This is a genomic window from Mesobacillus sp. MER 48 (genome assembly GCF_023714225.1).
Lineage (GTDB): Bacteria > Bacillota > Bacilli > Bacillales > Cytobacillaceae > Mesobacillus > Mesobacillus oceanisediminis_A.
In genome coordinates, this window is record NZ_JAMAUR010000014.1 from 35618 (window position 1) to 50403 (window position 14786).

The 14786-nt window shown below is 39.9% G+C and carries 13 protein-coding genes and 1 riboswitch; of the genes, 12 read left to right on the plus strand and 1 reads right to left on the minus strand.

The features are described from left to right. Positions 1-745: 745 nt before the first annotated feature. Positions 746-1246, minus strand: coding sequence for a ferritin (locus tag M3593_RS22940; RefSeq protein ID WP_144480115.1), 501 nt, complete (start codon positions 1244-1246; stop codon positions 746-748). Between the two features lie 189 nt (positions 1247-1435). Here M3593_RS22940 and M3593_RS22945 point away from each other — a divergent pair, with 189 nt between their 5' ends. The 12 genes from M3593_RS22945 (at position 1436) to M3593_RS23000 (ending at position 14650) form a co-directional block, all read left to right on the plus strand. After that, positions 1436-2452: a DUF3231 family protein gene (locus tag M3593_RS22945; RefSeq protein ID WP_251544963.1), complete on the plus strand. Its 1017-nt coding sequence runs from the start codon at positions 1436-1438 to the stop codon at positions 2450-2452. 634 nt (positions 2453-3086) lie between these two features. Beyond that, positions 3087-3896, plus strand: coding sequence for a class I SAM-dependent methyltransferase (locus M3593_RS22950; protein WP_251544964.1), 810 nt, complete (start codon positions 3087-3089; stop codon positions 3894-3896). A 301-nt stretch (positions 3897-4197) separates the two neighbouring features. Beyond that, positions 4198-4334: riboswitch (cyclic di-AMP (ydaO/yuaA leader) on the plus strand. Positions 4335-4420: 86 nt separating this feature from the next. Next, complete coding sequence (locus tag M3593_RS22955) at positions 4421-5644, plus strand: dicarboxylate/amino acid:cation symporter (RefSeq protein ID WP_144480108.1); 1224 nt, start codon at positions 4421-4423, stop codon at positions 5642-5644. A 992-nt stretch (positions 5645-6636) separates the two neighbouring features. Further along, positions 6637-7491 (plus strand): alpha/beta fold hydrolase, encoded by an 855-nt coding sequence (locus tag M3593_RS22960; RefSeq protein WP_251545055.1) that lies wholly within the window; start codon positions 6637-6639, stop codon positions 7489-7491. A gap of 420 nt (positions 7492-7911) precedes the next feature. Continuing rightward, complete coding sequence (locus tag M3593_RS22965) at positions 7912-8256, plus strand: YunG family protein (protein WP_251545056.1); 345 nt, start codon at positions 7912-7914, stop codon at positions 8254-8256. Between the two features lie 458 nt (positions 8257-8714). Continuing rightward, positions 8715-9281, plus strand: coding sequence for a hypothetical protein (locus M3593_RS22970; RefSeq protein ID WP_251545057.1), 567 nt, complete (start codon positions 8715-8717; stop codon positions 9279-9281). Positions 9282-9297: 16 nt separating this feature from the next. Then, positions 9298-9786: a hypothetical protein gene (locus tag M3593_RS22975; RefSeq protein WP_251545058.1), complete on the plus strand. Its 489-nt coding sequence runs from the start codon at positions 9298-9300 to the stop codon at positions 9784-9786. A gap of 134 nt (positions 9787-9920) precedes the next feature. Further along, positions 9921-10175, plus strand: coding sequence for a hypothetical protein (locus tag M3593_RS22980; RefSeq protein WP_144480102.1), 255 nt, complete (start codon positions 9921-9923; stop codon positions 10173-10175). A 123-nt stretch (positions 10176-10298) separates the two neighbouring features. Further along, positions 10299-10808, plus strand: a complete 510-nt coding sequence (locus M3593_RS22985; RefSeq protein ID WP_251545059.1) for a GNAT family N-acetyltransferase — start codon at positions 10299-10301, stop codon at positions 10806-10808. A gap of 215 nt (positions 10809-11023) precedes the next feature. Then, a complete protein-coding gene (locus tag M3593_RS22990) occupies positions 11024-12661 on the plus strand; it encodes an Ig domain protein group 2 domain protein (protein WP_483308947.1) in 1638 nt (545 codons plus the stop codon). Between the two features lie 328 nt (positions 12662-12989). Continuing rightward, a complete protein-coding gene (locus M3593_RS22995) occupies positions 12990-14204 on the plus strand; it encodes a metallophosphoesterase (protein ID WP_144480100.1) in 1215 nt (404 codons plus the stop codon). A 152-nt stretch (positions 14205-14356) separates the two neighbouring features. Then, positions 14357-14650: a hypothetical protein gene (locus tag M3593_RS23000; RefSeq protein WP_251545060.1), complete on the plus strand. Its 294-nt coding sequence runs from the start codon at positions 14357-14359 to the stop codon at positions 14648-14650. Positions 14651-14786: the final 136 nt, after the last annotated feature.

The window sequence follows — 14786 nt, forward strand, 5'->3', positions numbered from 1 at the left end:
TGAAACAAAATATTAAATATCATTGCACCTGGTAAAACGGCATCTGTGTACTGTGAAATTTGAGGATATTTCCTCTTTTTGTAACGTGTACACTTTTGTAAGTACAGGGAAAAAGACAGTAAAAGAGATAATTTCATATGTAGTCAAAATGGATTAGTGACTGTTGCACTGTTTAAGAAGACTGTAAGTTCAAAGCAGAAGAGAGATTAACCTTATGGGTTATGAGTTGGGCTCAGTGTGATTTTTTTGTTAGGAAGCCCGTTTAATAAGGGTTTAGTTTATTTAATCAAACGTTTGATTAAAATTGGAGGATTGATTGGCTGTGTTTTTCAGTAGAGATATCATGCTTTGGAAAAATACAGAGCAGATCCCTTGGTGCCCGATTCTAACTCCTTGCCATTTCCTGCATTTACACCTTAATGGTTTTGGATTTTCTTAAGGGCAGTGAGCGGGGCATTTTCTAGCTTAAGAAATGAACTTGCCATGAAATCCATCGTGTTCGCTAAAGGTGTCTACTTCTATGATATGGAAGGTATTGGGATTTTGAATTAAGACCGGCTGGTTTGAGGAGCCACCGCAGATGGAGGACAGAACGGCGATTAAAAACAAAGGGCAGTGAGGGGCTTTGGAAAGCTCCCCTTGTATCCTTCCGTTTAAAATCCAAAAAGGCAAAGGGGATGCCCCTTTGCCTTTTAACGTGAAATTGAGATAGTTATCAGCCAGCTGAATGTAACTATACTAAAATTTAGCCTGCTGCCGGGGCAGCCGCTCTGGCCCCTAATTCTTGATCAATCAGTAAAAGAGCAGAAGGGTTATTTCCCGCAAGTTTAAGGCGATCAATGATGGTTTTGGCTTGTGCTTCTTCATCTATTTGTTCCCTTAAAAGGTCCTGGACGATCAAAGCAGCCTGAGGGTCGATTGGATTCACATAGTTATAGGCCTGGCGGTAAGTATTGGTGACATATTGTTCATGGCTCAATACCTTTTGAAATGTCTCAAGCGGAGTTCCGAAGTCGGTTGGCTGGGCAGGAATGCTGTTGATTTGGACTGTACCATCCCGGTCCAGGACAAAATCAACTAAGGTCAGCATATGGGTTCTCTCTTCTTCTGATTGCAGCCTTAACCAATGAGCAATCCCTGTATAATTCTGTCTGGCCATAGCAGCGGACATCGCGAGATATAAGGTTGAAGAAACATGCTCCAGTTGAATTAAATCATTAAACAAGCTTTGAAGTTCCTCATTCATTTTTTTTCACTCCCCGATTTCAATAAAATCTACAGTTTAGTTTATAGGAAATGGGCATTTGTGAAACTTGTTTTATATGTTTTTATTCGGGCTCTTTTTTTCAAGGAGGTCTTAAGAATTCAAATACATTATTTGGATGGAACAGGAAAAACTATAATAACATCTTGTTGTTTTTCTGGAGGGGTATGTATGGAAGCATCAAATCAAAAGGTTCATTTAACCTGTGCGGAGATTTCGAATTTATGGGATACATATATTAACGACAGTGTTGTTAAATGTATACTGACTCATTTCCTTCAAATGGTTGATGATCCGGAAGTAAAACCACTTCTTGAATTCACGATCGAAGTGGCGGACTCTCATTTGGAAGACATTAGTGGAATTTATGAGCAGGAGGGCATCGCCAGGCCAGAAGGATTCCCGGTTGAAAAGCACGTGAATCTGTCTGCTCCACGGCTCTTTTCTGATATTTTTTACATGGAGTACATGCAGCATATGAGCAAGTTTGGCTTGACGAGCCATTCCAGTGCCATTGCGACTTCATCCAGGGATGATATCCGAGCCCTTTTTGAAAAATTCCACAAACAGGCGACGGAGCTTTACCGTGAGATTACCACACTGATGAAGAAGAAAGGGGTTTACATCCGGCCTCCATACATGAACTATCCCAAGAAGGTGGACTTCGTGGAAAAGCAAAACTTCCTGACAGGCTGGTTCGGGAAAAAGCGGCCGCTTCTGGGGAATGAGGTAAATCATCTCTATTTGACCTCGCTTCATAATGAGCTGGGGAAATCCACACTATTAGGCTTTGCCCAGGTAACCCAGGATCGTGATCTGAAATCTTATTTTTATTCAGGTGTCCAATTTTGCGACAAAATCTTGAGGGAGAGCCATCATGTTTTGATGGAAAGCAATGTCCCCAACTCGATGACCTGGGATGCTATCGTCAGTGATTCAACTGATGCGCCATATTCTGACCGGCTGATGCTCTTTGTGGTAGGCATCCTTTCCCAATTGGGCATAGCTGCTTATGGAATGGCTTTGTCCCTGAGTATGAGAAGAGATGTAGGAGCCATGTACAGCGGTTTTATTTTAAGAGCTTTAGCCTATTCCGAAGATGGAGCCCAGATGATTATTGAAAGAGGCTGGCTCGAGCAGCCTCCGATGTTTGTGGATCGGGAAAAGCTCATTAAAGGGGAAGAGTAGGAATGTTCACAGGGAAGCGCCTGATCATAGGCTCCTCCCTTTTTCAGGTTCAACGAGGAAGACACATGTAAAGCAGTTAATAAAAACTTTTCAGCCAGGAAAATGCAAGGAGTGATGACGAAAAGGAATGCTGAAAAAGCTTCATTATAACTGGGTATTCTCGGTCTCTCTTAGTGCATTTCAGGTGGGAAACCTGTAGCCTGAGCGGCCGCTTTTTATTGAATTCTTTTATTAAATTAAGGAAGTAGGTTAATTTAAAGAAGGATTATTCTTTATCAGGAAGAATAATACAGTTTAGTAAAGTTTATGAAAAGATGAATTATAACGATGGATAGACAAAGAACACTTTTCTATGGAGATATAATTTACCCCAGTACCAGATGTGTTGTATTGGATGGATGATTACGATTAAGCATTTCGTTATATTGGGTTTATTATCTCCCTTATTTGTGACGCTCGGTTAATCATGGATGTAATTCTGGTCTTTTAAAAGATCTGCAGGATTTTAAAGGGAAATAAACTTGCAAGAAGGATTAAAGCACTCTTATGAAGGTCTTATTGAATAACGAGGGAGTTTAGCTTAAAAGGATATGAAGGCTTTTCATTAGATAAAAAGTGGAATATGGGTGAAATAATGAATAAAATCATTAACTATTACAATCAATTTGATGAGTGGGGAAGATTAGAGCGTGAACCAATTGAATTCCAAGTGAATTGGCATTTTATAAAAAAACATATGCCCCAAAATGGTTACGTCCTTGATAATGGTGCTGGACCCGGGAAGTATTCAATGGAACTTGCAAAAGAAGGTTATAAGGTAACACTCACGGATTTAACCCCACGATTAGTTGAAATCGCAAAAGATAAAGCTAAGGAATTGAAATTAGAAGGGCAATTCGAAGGGTTTTATGCAGCGGATGCCAGAGAGCTTAATATGATTAAAGATGAACAATTCGACGCATCGTTAATGCTTGGTCCTATGTATCATTTACAAAAAGAAGATGAACGTATCCAGGCTGTCGAAGAGTTAAATAGAGTAACCAAAAAAGGCGGACTAGTTTTCGTTGCTTTTATGCCCAGAATTAGGCACATACTTACATCGCTGATAAATCCGATGAATTGGAAGCCGAATGATAATATGGATACCATTAATCGGTTTTCTCAAACAGGTTGCTTTAACCACGCTGATGAGGGACGTTTTACAGGGGCGTATTATTTTAATATTGCAGACATCAATCCTTTTATGGAATCACAAGGATTTGAAACATTGGATTTAATAGGTTCGAATCCAGGAGCGATACTTAACAATGATAGTTGGAGTTATTGGAGAGATAAAGGTGATCAAGAAGTAAGAAAAATTATTGATTTAATAAAAGAAAAAGCTACTGACCCTAGTATTCTTGGGGTTTCAACACACTTACTTTATATTGGCAGGAAGAAGTAACATTTTAGAAAAATGGGGAAAAGAAGATAATTACAATGGAGTTGTAAACGGAGGGAATTCACCCGGCATTTTTGTTGTGAAAAAAACTGATATATCGTGACTATCAGATTTCGTCATACGTTTTAGATTTAGGTTTTATAGGGATTTTGGTCAAAATTGCAAACAATAAAATTAGTTAAAAGGCCATAGGATCAATTAGTTATTTAGTCGGTTCCAAGGGGGGAAGATTGCCAACGGGATGAATCAGGAAAATTTTTTTTGTTCCCAAAATCGGATAAACCTGATATTATATTAAAAAAATAATACATAATCGCTTAATCCTTTGAGCGGGGGAACCAATTGTTACTTTTTTTAGTAATTGGGGTGAATCCTTAACAGGTAGGGTACTCTCAAAACCCGAACCCGACAGCTAACCTCGTAGGCGTGTTGAGAGGAAAACACTGCATTCATGCACAGTGGTTTTTGCCTCTGTGTATTTTTATTGCCTTTTTCAGGAAAATATTCACAACTTGGAGGTTACCTTTATGAAACTGTCTACCAAAATTATCATAGCCCTTATAGCCGGCGGAATCACTGGGCTGCTGATCAATCTGTTTGCACCCGGCATTTTTCCGCAGCTCGATCAGTTTGTGTTCACACCGCTGGGGAAAATCTTTTTAAACCTTATCAATATGCTCGTAGTGCCAATTGTCTTCTTTTCGATTACACTTGGAACCGCGGGACTTGGCGATCCGAAGAAGCTTGGCAGGATCGGCCTTAAAACCATTTCCTATTTCCTTATGACTACGACTATGGCTCTCATCATCGGCATCTCTCTGAGCTATGTTTTCCAGCCTGGTAATGTCGGTACTTTTGACACCGCCAATGCGGAGTTCCAGTCAAAAGAAGCTCCGCCGGTTTCTGATACGCTGTTAAATATTATCCCTAAAAATCCTATCCAAGCCTTTGCAGAAGGAAACATGCTCCAAATCATCACCTTCTCCGTCTTTGTCGGCTTCGCCCTGACCATGCTTGGCAACAAAACGAAAGGGATACTGAACCTCGTTGAACAGGGGAATGACCTGTTAATGTACTTAGTCAACCTGGTGATGAAGTTTGCACCATATGGTACATTCGGGCTGATTGTTTCAGCAGTGGGCAGCCAGGGACTCGATGCCATCAAAGCCATGGGCCTTTACATGTCTGTTGTCCTGCTGGCACTTCTGATTCATTCCATTTTCGTTTACGGATCTTCGGTGGCACTGTTGGCAAAGAAAAGTCCGATTTGGTTCTTTAAAGGGTTTGCCCCAGCGATGGGCGTTGCTTTCAGTACTTCGAGCAGCAATGCTACCCTGCCGATTTCCATGAGCACCGCACAGAAAAATCTAAAAGTCCCTGAGTCAATCAGCAGTTTCGTTCAACCGCTCGGTGCGACAATCAACATGGATGGTACCGCCATCATGCAAGGGGTAGCGACAATTTTTATCGCACAGGTATTCAACGTGGATCTGACCTTCACCCAACTGATCACGGTTGTCCTGACAGCTGTTCTGGCCAGCATAGGAACCGCGGGTGTTCCGGGAGTGGGGCTGATCATGCTGGCGATGGTCCTCCAATCCGTTAACCTGCCAGTGGAAGGGATCGCCCTGATTATCGGAATTGACCGTTTGCTAGACATGACTCGCACGGCTGTAAACATCACAGGTGATGCTGCCTGTGCCGTGATTGTAGCAGAGACGGAAGGAAAAAGAGAAACTACAAAAGCGTAAAAAAAGGAGCCGGTGAAGATTGTTAGTGGCCCGGTTCAAAACTTAGGATACGGATTTATTTGCAAGCGAATTTTTCATAATTCGCTTGTTTTTTTATTATAAGGAAAAGGCTTGCTAGGTTTTAGCGTGGGAAATAGCAGCAGATATGGCAACATGGTTTCTGAACGATGTTTTGAGTCAAGAACTAGCCACTAACTACCCGCATCATCCTGGATGATTGATAGCTTTTTGGCTTCAACCCCCGAACCTGTCAAAATACCGATGCTATCTTGACAGCTTATCAGCTTCTGCCCCAGAACCTGTCAAAATAACTATGTATTCTTGACAACTTTTCGGCTTCAACCCCCGAACCTGTCAAAATACCGATGTATTCTTGACAACTTTTCGGCTTCAACCCCCGAACCTGTCAAAATACCGATGTATTCTTGACAACTTTTCGGCTTCTGCCCTCGGACCTGTCTAAAAAACGATGCTTTCTTGACAGCTTATCGGCTTCAACTCCAGAACCTGTCAAAAAAACGATGCTTTCTTGACAGCTTATCGGCTTCAACCCCCGAACCTGTCAAAATACCGATGCTTTCTTGACAACTTTTCGGCTTCTGCCCTCGGACCTGTCCAAAAAACGATGCTTTCTTGACAGCTTATCGGCTTCTGTCCTCGGACCTGTCAAAATACCGATGTTATCTTGACAACCTTTCGGCTTCTAGCCCCGAACCTGTCAAAATAATGATGCTATCTTGACAACTTTTCGGCTTCAACCCTCGGACCTGTCAAAATACCGATGCTTTCTTGACAGCTTATCGGCCTTGATTAACATCCTCAACCAGTAATTTAGAATCATTGATATAGTGATTTAACAAACAAATCTCTTCCATATAGTTGGATACTAAGAGGGATTATTGAATGTTTTATAGAAAGTATTTAAAAGCAATGAAATGTTTGTTCCAGGACGATCAATGTAAAGATAACTAGGAAAGTAAGGAGATTCAATAATGTCCTATTGGGAAACGAGAATAATTAATACCGCACGTGGATACTTTGAGGTTTTTGTTAAAGGAGAGGGCAGTCCGATTTGCGTTACTCATCATTATTCAGAGTTTAACCATACAGGTGATTACTTCGCAGATACTTTTACAGAGAATAATATGGTCTATCTCGTGAATTTAAAACAAACCGGAAATTCCAGTAAGGCAAATGAGGCTCATGAGTTGAGTATGTTTGATGCTGTTTACGATCTTGAAGCAATCCGGGAGGCCCTGGGTTATTCCCAGTGGAGCTTTGCCGGTCACTCGACAGGAGGTATGATAGGGGTCATTTACGGTATTCATTGTTCTAAGTCACTCACTTCACTAATAATTGTCGGAGCAGCCGCAAGAAAATATGCTAATTCATCCTCTGAATGTATCTATCATCCTGACCACCCACAGTTCCACCGAATGCAGCAGCTTATAGAGACTTTAAAAAGCACTGAATTAACACCTAGTGAAAGAGAGCGTTTCTCAAAAGAGAGAACTAAACTGTCTTTATTTCATCCGGATAAGTATGATGAATATTTTACTTTAGGCATATATAAAAAGATGTCTGCTCCTAGAATGAATTTTTTTATTAGAGAAGAAATGATCTTTGATGTAACCCGTGAGTTAGAAAAGATCTCAACTCATACCTTAATTTTGAGTGGCCGACATGATGTACAATGCCCGTATTCTTTCTCCGTAGAAATGAGCGAGTTAATCCCAGGGTCACAACTAATTGTTTTTAATGAGAGCAATCATTACCCTTTCCTAGAAGAAAAGTTGTTGTTTAAACAAGTCATTTCAACTTTCTTAACAGAAACTGTTTTTTATTGAACTATTTACGCAGCAAAGTTCAATAGAAGGACAATTTATATATAGAAACTAAATGTTAGAATACAGCGAAGAAGGTTAAAACTTGGATTCAATAGAAGGTAAGCATCCATCAGTGTTTGGCAATAATTGTATAAAAAAGGAGTGTTTGGAATGGTCCTTGTTCTCACTCTTACAATAGCTGCAATTATAGGTATAATCTATGGAATAGGTAAGAAAAACAAACCTTCGATAGTCGGATCAGCCGCTCTATTAGTTTTTATTATAATTTCCTTGCTCGTATATACTTACCTTTACTCAAAAAATCCTTATTGAATTAGCGGGTTGCGATGCTTTAATAACATGGGCGTCGCTTTTCTTATGGAACAAACCTGTAGGTAGTTAAAGTAGAAACGGTCCGAAATTAAATGGAGGAGATCCTTTATGAGGGAAGCAATAATTATGAAACTGCAAGAAGCATTCTTAAAATCTTGGTCAAAAAATTCAAGTTCCAAATGGACGAAAGACAATCCAGCTGAAGGCCAATGTGGTGTAACGGCGTTAGTAGTAAATGACTTGCTTGGCGGACAAATAAGTAAGACTTTGTTAGTAGAAGGCTGGCATTTTTACAACGAAATAAATGGGGTGCGTTATGATTTTACAGTGTCACAGTTCAATGAAGATATCAGGTATATGGACATACCATCAAATAGAGAAGAGGCACTCTTGGATACTAATCAGGAACAATATGACTACTTGATGAATAATGTAAAGCTGCATTATTGTTGAATAAGAAGTGACATACATTTGGTGGGGATATTTGTAATAATAGGAGTACAATATTGAAAAACAAGTTTAAGAGAAAATGTTATTACGGTAGGGTGATAAATGATTAAAGTCAGAAACTTATTAATTGTAATTAGTCACTATTTTCTTTGGGGAATAGAAGATTTTATACCATTTTCGTGGGGATGGGCTTATAGTTCAGCTTCCCATATTTATCACTTTGTCCTTTTGATTTCAGCGGTTGTCTTTACTGTAATCTTTTTTTAAAAGAAAAGGTTTATTTCTTTTGCGGTTTTACTGGTCTACTCTATGGCTATGGCATTGACTATCCTGGCAACTGTTCAAGGTCTATAGAATTTGACGTTAATTTTAAATTGATTAAAATCTCCTTCTTCCACTAAAGGTGCATTATGTTGAAGCAGGTAGTAACCGATTTGAGAATTTCAAAGGGGATTAGATATATGAAAGATGGAAGAAATGTAAAAGAAGAATTAGAAAAAGACAAACGAAGTTTATTTAAAGCACAAAAAACATCATTATATTGGTTGCTAGGATTAATATATGTTTCTTTTATAGGTATGCAGCTTGGTCGGGTCCAGGCTATAACTGAATATAATTATTCAGTACACGAAATGTTGTATTTACCCGTAACTTTGTCTGCTTTTCTTGTTCCTATTGTGTTTTTGATCTATATGTATTTTGCAATTAAATACTTGCGAAAACAGGGGATACAAAAGCCGAATATAAACACTAGTATAGAAGCAGTAATAGTGATAATTTCGCTAATAACAATATTTTCTTTAGTGAATTATCAATCTAATGAAGTTTCTACCGGTGGAGTATTTAAGGTTGAACAGAAAATTCAAGAAGATACAAAATACTTTTTGATATTAAACGAGAAAAAAATCAGGGTATCAAGGAATGAATTTTATTTAGTTGATTTGAATAAGGAATACCTAGGGACTTTTATTTGGAATTCACAAACTAACAGAGGAAGGCTTGAAACTATTGAGCCAATTTTGAAATGAAGAATGATTTAAGGGCATGAAAAAGTCTTGTATACGACTAAGTAGGGGGGAGATAGATGAAAAATCTTTAATTACTCTTGTAACCTTATTCGTTTTAGTTATAGGGATATATTTTGCTATCGGGTTATTAAATTCTTATCCACCTTCGCCAAATATAACAGTTGATGATAAGAAACTAGAAGTTGCACGAGGTTCGTATTGTTGGGAAGGATTATTTAATGCTGCTTGTGTTGATACTATCTCTCCTCCAATGTTAATTAAACATCATGAAATTATTCCTGTGATTGTATCGCCTGAATCTGAATTAAAAATTGAATTTAAAAAAGAACCTGAAGAAAACACATTGGGAGTTACTAGATTGCTTAGTAATAACGAAGTAGAAGATGTTTCGGTAAATAATAATGTATTGGTGGCCCCAAAAGAAAAAGGTGTTTATATTTACGATGTGCATGCAAGATGGGACAAAGGAGATTCAAGTTATGCCTTCGTTATTGAAGTTCAATAACGCCCCTTATAGTAAAGGGTTCAATGAACCTTTAAGGGTAGACGCCTTTTGTTGCTTTTGTTATTGAACAAAAGCAGTTTAGTTAATTAAGGAATTTCAGAAGAATATAAAAACACCAGATCAGGGGGGGAATAATGAGGAAGCTCAAATACCTATTTCTATTGATAAGTTTTTTGGGATTTTGTGTTGTTGCCGGAATATTGCATATTGAATATATAAAAGCAGATGAGTATGCAAAGTTTGACGGAAGTCTGGAGGCAGCTAAAAAAGCATTGAATTTAGAAATTATAAATTCAATATATTTCCCCGTAATACTAATCATTCATCTAACTCTTTTTATTATCTTTAAATTCAAAGGATCACGGAAATCACTTACAAATAAAAATTAATACCTGGATGAAATGATAACACGTCTCTCGAATTGGACTAAGGAAGCAGGATAATGGAATGGATTGTAATTAGCAATAACACTTAATGAGAATGCATATTCGTATTATTGGGGATGAGGACTGATGGGTACACAAAACAAAGAACCAATGAAAGATAATGGTGTTAAATTGGAATTCTATAATTCGGAGTATGAGTTGGCGTTAAGTGAATTTTTCTTACCTGGCTCTCAACAGCAATTTACAGCACTGCCTATAGAGATGTTAGAAAAAGCAAAGACTGATAAGAGTAGACACCCGATAGTAATCTTGAGCGAAGAAGAACCAGTCGGCTTCTTCGTATTACGTACAGGAGATGAAATATTGGAGTTTACTGAAAATCCACGAGCATTGCTCTTAATAGCATTATCAATTAACTCTTCTGAGCAAGGCAAGGGTTATGCGAAGTTAGGAATGAACCTATTAAACGATTTTGTACTCAGAAACTACCCAAATTCAAATGAGGTTGTTTTAGCAGTTAACAGCAGAAATATCCCTGCTCAAAAGCTATATGGAAAGGTAGGATTCGTTGATACTGGGAGACGAAAAATGGGTAAGATAGGTGAACAAATGATATACGAACTAAAAATTAATTAGAAGGATTTCACAGAAAGTTGAGTGACTTCTAAAAACTATCCATAAGTGAACAGTAAAAGTGTTATTCAAGTAAAGGAGCCATTATTACTTGAACTGCCCTCGAAAGCATAGGGACGTACCCTTTGTTGGGAAATTTTCAAATTAGTGGTTTCTTAACATTCTGTCAATATTGGTGTGGTAAGTTAGTGAGGAAAACACCAATAAGGAGTGAGAAAATGTTCCGTCAAAAGTTTTCTGTTTTTGCCTTGATTTTAATGCTGCTGTCTCCAACTTTGTTCCATTTCCCGCCCGAAGCGTCTGCGGAAAATGCGCTTGACCAGGCACCTGAGCTTCAGCCCTACGGAATTGCGAATGGCAAGAGGGTGCTATTCGACAATACTCATGGCCAAACGGCAGGTGCTGCCGACTGGGTTCTCGATGGGGCCTTCTCTGATTTTGCCAGCGCCCTGGCGAATAAGGGATACTATGCGAAAGAACTGAGGAAAAACACTTCCATTACGTACGAGGATTTAAAAGCCTATGATGTCTTTATCATCGGCGAAGCGAATATACCATACAAATCGTCTGAACAGGCTGCGATGCTCCAGTATGTGCAAGATGGCGGAAGCATTTTTTTCATCGGTGATCATTATAATGCGGACCGAAACAAGAACCGCTGGGATGCTTCTGAGATTTTTAACGGATACCGCCGCGGTGCTTACTATGATCCGGCAAAAGGAATGGGTTCAGAGGAAGCTTCATCTTCAGCCATGCAGGGAGTCACGGGTTCTGACTGGCTTGGAGACAACTTTGGGGTGCGATTCCGCTACAACGCAATTGGCGACGTAACGGCGAATGACATTGTTGCGCCGAGTCAGGCGTTCGGGATTACATCCGGAGTCGGGACTGTGGCGATGCATGCAGGGTCAACTTTGGCGATTATGGACCCAAACAAGGCAAAAGGTGTTGTCTACTTGCCTCAAACTACAGCGGCCTGGACACATGCTGTTGACCAGGGTGTCTATAATGGAGGCGGCAGGGCAGAGGGACCTTATGCAGCGGTTTCCAAGGTTGGATTAGGGAAGGCTGCGTTCATTGGGGATTCTTCTCCGGTAGAAGATTCAACTCCAAAATACCTGCGTGAAGAAACGGGCGGTACGAAAACTACCTATGATGGATTTAAAGAGCAGAACGACAGTACTTTGCTTGTCAATTTGATTGACTGGCTAGCCAAGCAGGAAAATTATACTTCTTTATCACAGGTTAGCGGATTGCAGCTTGATCAGCCAACAGACCTGTTAGCGATGGAAACACCTGAGACTTCCACTGAACCAGAAGCGGAGCCTTGGTCACAGCCTTCAGCCGGCTACAAGTGGTATGACCCATCAACCTTCAAGTCGGGATCATATGGTTACGATGATGGCGGCACTGTGGGACCAGCAACAGTGGATGAGGATTTTGAGTCAGGGACAAAGGGAGCGTATTCTGCAGGGAATGTGTCGCTATCAAGTGGATCCTGGTATTTTGACAATGCGTTGCTTGGCAATTTATCCAGTGATAAGAAAAATGGTATACAGTCTGCGCGCGTCCGGTCATATGGGACCCTTACAATGAATTTTGATGTAAACGGGGCAAAAAGTGTACAAGTTTCCCACGCGAACTTTGGAACCGACACTGGTGCCTCATGGCAGCTGCAAATGTCGACGAATGGAGGAACGTCTTGGACCAACGTCGGCAGCTCGAATACCAGCGGATCGGCATTAGCGGTTAAAACTTTTACATTAAACCTAACCTCACCTGTAAGGTTCAGGATCGTTGTTTCTGGAACTTCCGGAAAAAGGCTCAATTTCGATGATATTTTGATCAGTAATTAAGTTTTGCATCCGGGCTTGCCTTCCAATTGAGGAGGCAGGCCTTTTTTGTATAGCCTGCATTTTGAACGAGCTGCACCAGATTCCCTTATGAACCGTAGGCTATGTACTTAAACTCTCCATTCCCGATTCCGGTAAGCGGTCCATCTATATTGGCTCTAGTTAGTATGGTCACCTGCTTCTTCAATCTCCTTGAAAGCATACATGGAAAAGCTGGTTCCTCCAGAAGAATTTCATTTTACATTCTCTTCATGTTTTTTTACATAAACAAAGCAGACTTTTAAAATCCCTTTGCTATTCTATCAATAGATTGAATAGGGGAGGGATCTTTATGTCGAATAAGGGATTAGGTAAAGGAATTGAAAGGCGAGATTTTTTAAAGGCGGGAGGAGTGGGTGCTCTTGCATTGACACTGGCATCCACGGGAATTCCGGCTAATTTGTTTGAACCAAAGGCATATGCGGCGGCAAATGTGGAAATGAAGCTTCAATTCAAACCTGATGGTAAATTTAAGATTGTCCAGTTCAATGATACGCAGGATGATGAGAATATTGATAGAAGGACGATTGAATTAATGGGAAAAGTCCTTGATGAAGAAAAGCCGGACTTTGTGGTGCTGAACGGAGACAATATAACAGGCGGCTGTGATACCCCTGATGAAATGAAGCAGGCCATCAACAATGTAGCCCAGCCAATGGAAAAAAGGGGAATCAAATGGGCTATTACATATGGGAATCACGACGAGGATTCCACACCAAAAAGCGGCCTGAATGAGGATGACATGCTCAATATTTATATGTCCTACAAATTCAATATGAATCAGCCGGGTCCGAAGGGAATTACTGGAACAGGCAATATGAATCTCCTGATCAAGAATTCCCACGGAAAAAAAGCTGCCTTCAATCTTTGGCTGCTTGACAGCGGACGGTATGCGCCGAAAACGATTGCCGGACAGGACTTCAGCGGCTACCCAACATGGGACTGGCTGCGTTTCAATCAGGTGAATTGGTACTATGAAACATCAAAGAGTCTCGAACAGCAAGTCGGCCATAAAGTCCCTTCCCTTATGTTCATCCATATTCCACTTTGGGAGCATCGTTTTATGTGGTTCGCAAGCGTCGATGGTAGAACGGATGCACATCATGCGAACGCTGTGGAAAAGCATGGAATCACTGGCGAAAGAAATGAAGACGAATGTCCCGGTCCGATCAACAGCGGCATGTTCTCTGCCATTCTTGACCGCGGTGATGTCAAAGGCGTATTTTGCGGGCATGACCACATCAATACGTATTCAGGAAACTATTATGGAGTCATGCTTGGATATGGAGGCAGTACAGGTTTTGGCACCTATGGCCTGCCTGGAGCCGACCGCAACCGGTTAAGAGGCGCAAGGGTTTTCAATCTGGATGAAAATAATGAAAACGTGCTGGTTGAAACACATATGGTCTTCGCAAAGGACTATGGCATCGATTTAACCGCAAATGACCAGAGCGTTGCTCCTGCTCCAATTGATGAAAGCAAGAAGAAAGAAAAAGTAGTTAGATAGGTTTTAAAGAGAATCAATTTGGACGAATCTTAGAAGAACGAAGTCGCTTACCGTCATTAAATATTTTAAAAAATTCAAGAATGTCTATCCCTCGGGATGGGCGTTTTTTGTGTAAAAGGATACTAGCCAGGATCGATAGGGATTTGATCACGATGTATCCGGCATGGGGTTCAGGATATGTAAAGGATCATAAGTTAATCGCAAAATATGATGAAAAGTATTTCGGCCTAAATATGATAGAGATGATAAAGGAACAGAACAACCTAGATCAAGTTTTTATTGATTGTGTGAAATGGGATATTGTAAATGCAATTATGGAAAGTTCATTTAGCATAAAAGAAAATGAAGTCAGCTTTTTTAAAGAATTACTAAAATTGTATGAATCGGGTAATTACCCTTGCGGAGCTCAAGTGAAAGGTAATGGAGTAACATTATTGATTTACTAAGTTTCATCAACTAAACCAGCTAATAGTTTGTCAATATTTTTCATTAAAATTTCGAAATCCATCGTGATATACTAAAAAAGGGTATACCAAATAACCTTCATATTCTTAGAATTGGAAGGTTTTTCGTAATTTAGTT

What these genes read in the sequence shown, in the direction of transcription:
- M3593_RS22940 (WP_144480115.1), bottom strand. Translation starts at nt 1,246, where the DNA reads ATGAATGAGGAACTTCAAAGCTTGTTTAATGATTTAATTCAACTGGAG.
- M3593_RS22945 (WP_251544963.1), top strand. Translation starts at nt 1,436, where the DNA reads ATGGAAGCATCAAATCAAAAGGTTCATTTAACCTGTGCGGAGATTTCG.
- M3593_RS22950 (WP_251544964.1), top strand. Translation starts at nt 3,087, where the DNA reads ATGAATAAAATCATTAACTATTACAATCAATTTGATGAGTGGGGAAGA.
- M3593_RS22955 (WP_144480108.1), top strand. Translation starts at nt 4,421, where the DNA reads ATGAAACTGTCTACCAAAATTATCATAGCCCTTATAGCCGGCGGAATC.
- M3593_RS22960 (WP_251545055.1), top strand. Translation starts at nt 6,637, where the DNA reads ATGTCCTATTGGGAAACGAGAATAATTAATACCGCACGTGGATACTTT.
- M3593_RS22965 (WP_251545056.1), top strand. Translation starts at nt 7,912, where the DNA reads ATGAGGGAAGCAATAATTATGAAACTGCAAGAAGCATTCTTAAAATCT.
- M3593_RS22970 (WP_251545057.1), top strand. Translation starts at nt 8,715, where the DNA reads ATGAAAGATGGAAGAAATGTAAAAGAAGAATTAGAAAAAGACAAACGA.
- M3593_RS22975 (WP_251545058.1), top strand. Translation starts at nt 9,298, where the DNA reads ATGAAAAAGTCTTGTATACGACTAAGTAGGGGGGAGATAGATGAAAAA.
- M3593_RS22980 (WP_144480102.1), top strand. Translation starts at nt 9,921, where the DNA reads ATGAGGAAGCTCAAATACCTATTTCTATTGATAAGTTTTTTGGGATTT.
- M3593_RS22985 (WP_251545059.1), top strand. Translation starts at nt 10,299, where the DNA reads ATGGGTACACAAAACAAAGAACCAATGAAAGATAATGGTGTTAAATTG.
- M3593_RS22990 (WP_483308947.1), top strand. Translation starts at nt 11,024, where the DNA reads ATGTTCCGTCAAAAGTTTTCTGTTTTTGCCTTGATTTTAATGCTGCTG.
- M3593_RS22995 (WP_144480100.1), top strand. Translation starts at nt 12,990, where the DNA reads ATGTCGAATAAGGGATTAGGTAAAGGAATTGAAAGGCGAGATTTTTTA.
- M3593_RS23000 (WP_251545060.1), top strand. Translation starts at nt 14,357, where the DNA reads ATGTATCCGGCATGGGGTTCAGGATATGTAAAGGATCATAAGTTAATC.